This is a genomic window from Mycobacterium sp. (assembly GCF_032162105.1).
In the GTDB taxonomy this organism is placed as follows: Bacteria; Actinomycetota; Actinomycetes; order Mycobacteriales; family Mycobacteriaceae; genus Mycobacterium.
In genome coordinates this window covers 1-3,316 of record NZ_JAVRPS010000396.1, presented here as the reverse complement: position 1 = coordinate 3,316, position 3,316 = coordinate 1, and the positions used below count along the sequence as shown (strand labels likewise).

The window sequence follows — 3,316 nt, the reverse complement described above, 5'->3', positions numbered from 1 at the left end:
GCTCGTTGAGAACCTTCTCGTACAAGGGTGGCCAGTTAGGACTTGAGCGAGGCGGGCGGTGTGAACCGCTGGCCGTATTTGGCTGCGAGCTCTTCGGCGCGGGCGACGAATGCCGACTGGCCGCCGTTCGGGTAGCCGACGATGAACTGGTGCACGCCGCCGGTCCAGGCCGGGTAGCCGATGCCGAAGATCGAGCCGATGTTCGCGTCAGCCGGTGCGGTGAGTACGCCCTCGTCGAAGCACCTCTGCGTTTCGATGGCCTCGATGAACAGCATCCGGTCGATCAGATCCTGGAACGGAACCGGGAGTTCGGTGCTGGTCTTGAAAGTGTCCCGCAGGCCCTCCCAGAGGGCGATGCGCTTGCCGTCTTCGTCGTAGTCGTAGAAGCCGGCCTTCTCCAGGCGACCAGGGCGACCAGCCTCGACGAGCGTGTCGATCACGGGGTAGGCCGCGTGCTCGGTTGCGAGCTTGCCGGCGCCGGTCTCCGCCTTCTCTGTTTCCGCCCGAACCTTCTGCATGAGCTTGAGGTTCAGCTCATCGGTGAGCTGTAGCGGCGGGGCCGGGTAACCGGCCTGCTGACCGGCCTGTTCGATGGTGGCCGGTTCGATGCCCTCGGCCAGCATGGCGATGGCCTCGTTGACGAAGGTGCCGATGACGCGGCTGGTGAAGAAGCCGCGGCTGTCGTTGACGACGATCGGGGTCTTGCCGATCGACAGGGTGTAGTCGAACACCCGGGACAGCGCCTCGTCAGAGGTCTTCTCGCCCTTGATGATTTCCACCAGTGGCATCTTGTCGACCGGGGAGAAGAAGTGGATTCCGATGAAGTCCTCTTCGCGCTTCACGCCGGCCGCCAGACCGGTGATCGGCAGGGTGGAGGTGTTCGAGCCGAGCAGTGCGTCAGCGTCGACGATGTCCTCGATCGCCTGGAACACCTCGTGCTTGAGCTCGGTGTTCTCGAAGACGGCCTCGATGACGAAGTCGACGCCTGCAAAGTCGGCTACGTCGGCGGACGGGGTGATGCGAGCGAGGACTTCGCTGGACTTTTCTAGGGTGGTGCGCCCCCGCGAGAGCGCCTTGGCCTGGATCTTCTCCGAGTAGTTCTTGCCGCGCTCGGCCGCCTCGATCGTGACGTCCTTCAGCACGACCTGGTAACCGGCCTTGGCGGAGACGTAGGCGATACCCGCGCCCATCATGCCCGCGCCCAGCACGCCGATCTTGCGGATGTCGCGCTTCGGGACATCCTTGGGACGGGAACCACCGTTGTTGATCGACTGCAGGTCGAAGAAGAACGCCTGGATCATGTTCTTCGCGACCGGGCCGGTCAGCAGGCTGACGAAGTAGCGCGATTCGATCAGCGACGCGTTGTCGATATCGACCTGCGAGCCCTCAACCGCGGCGGCCAGGATCGCCCGCGGGGCAGGCATGTTGGTGCCCTTGAGCTGCTTACGCAGGTTGGCAGGGAACGCGGGCAGGCTCGCCGCGAACGCCGGGGTGGACGGGGTGCCACCGGGGATCTGGTAGCCCTTCTTGTCCCACGGCTGCACGCCACCCTCGGGGTTGGCCTTGATCCACGCCTTGGCGGCGGGCACCAGCTCGTCGATCGAGCCGACGACCTCGTTGATCAGGCCGATCTCCTTGGCCTTGCCCGGGTCGTGGCGCTGACCTTGCAGCAGCACACCCATCAGTGCACCCTGCAGACCGAGCAAACGCACGGTGCGGACGATACCGCCGCCAGCGGGCAGCAGGCCCAGACTGACCTCGGGCAGGCCGAGCTGCACACCCGGCACGTCCGCGGCGATGCGGTAGTGGCTTGCGAGCGCGATCTCCAGGCCCCCACCGAGCGCGGCACCGTTGATCGCGGCGACGACCGGCTTGCCCAGCGTCTCCAAACGACGTAGATCGCCCTTGATCTGACCCAGGTCGTTCATGATCGTCTGGGCCTCTTCCGGGGCGACCTTCCTCATGTCCTTCAGGTCGCCTCCTGCGAAGAAGGTCTTCTTCGCCGAGGTGATGACCACACCGGTGACGCTGTCCCGTTCGGCATGGAGCCGCCCGACGGTCGCGCTCATCGACGTCTTGTAGGCCTCGTTCATCGTGTTGGCACCCTGGTTCGGGTCGTCGATGGTCAGGGTGACGATGCCGTCTGCGTCCTGCTCCCAACCGATGATGCTGTTCGTTTCAGTCGTTGTCACAGCTCTGTGTCTCCTTGAATTCTCAGCCGCCGGTTGGGATTAGACGCGCTCGATGATGGTGGCAACGCCCATGCCGCCGCCGATACACAGGTTGATCAAGGCGTACCGGCCGTTGCGGCGCTCGAGCTCGTCGACCATGGTGCCGACGATCATCGCGCCGGTCGCCCCGAGCGGGTGGCCCATGGCGATCGCGCCGCCGTTGACGTTCAGCTTCTCGTCCGGGATGTTGAGGTCCTTCTGAAACTTCAGGACGACGGAGGCGAAGGCTTCGTTGAGTTCGAAGAGGTCGATTTCGTCGACAGTCAGGCCTGCGACCTCGAGCGCCTTCAGGGCGGACGGTGTCGGTCCGGTCAGCATGATCGTCGGGTCCGCGCCGGTGGTGGCGGTTGCGACGATCCGGGCGCGCGGGGTCAGCCCTGAGGCTTTTCCGGCATCCTCCGAGCCGATCAGCACGAGTGCGGCGCCGTCGACGATGCCCGAGCTGTTGCCGCCGTGGTGGACGTGGTTGATCTTCTCCACGAAGTGATACTTCTGCAGCGCGACCGCGTCGAAGCCGGCCATTTCACCCATGATCGAGAACGACGGGTTGAGCTTGGCCAGGTCGTCCGGCGTGGTGCCGGGACGCATGTGCTCATCGTTGTCGAGAACGACGAGACCGTTCATGTCCTTCACCGGCACGACGGACTTGGCGAAATAGCCGCCCGACCATGCGGCTGCGGCGAGCTCCTGCGAACGGACGGCATACGCGTCGACGTCGTCGCGGCTGAAGCCCTCGATCGTCGCGATCAGATCCGCGCCGATGCCCTGCGGAACGAAGTAGGTGTCGTAGCTGGTGGCCGGATCCATGGTCACGGCACCACCGTCGGAGCCCATCGGGACGCGAGACATCGACTCGACACCACCCGCGATCACGAGATCCTCGAAGCCCGACCGGACTTTCTGCGCGGCGACGTTCACGGCCTCGAGGCCGGATGCGCAGAAGCGGTTGAGCTGAACGCCACCGACGGTGTCCGGCAGGCCGGCCGCGATGACAGCGGTGCGTGCGATGTCCATACCCTGGTCACCGATCGGGGTGACTACGCCGAGGACCACGTCGGAGATGCGATCTTCCTCCAGGTCGGGGA

At 65.1% G+C, this 3,316-nt stretch carries 2 protein-coding genes; both read right to left on the bottom strand.

All coding sequences use genetic code 11. The features are described from left to right. Positions 1 to 35 precede the first annotated feature (35 nt). The gene (locus tag QOC69_RS20320; RefSeq protein ID WP_526442898.1) at positions 36 to 2,168 is read right to left on the bottom strand and encodes a 3-hydroxyacyl-CoA dehydrogenase NAD-binding domain-containing protein; all 2,133 of its coding nucleotides are present in this window, start codon (positions 2,166 to 2,168) and stop codon (positions 36 to 38) included. A 63-nt stretch (positions 2,169 to 2,231) separates the two neighbouring features. Next, a partial coding sequence (locus tag QOC69_RS20315; RefSeq protein ID WP_526442896.1) for an acetyl-CoA C-acetyltransferase occupies positions 2,232 to 3,316 on the bottom strand: 1,085 nt, incomplete at its 5' end.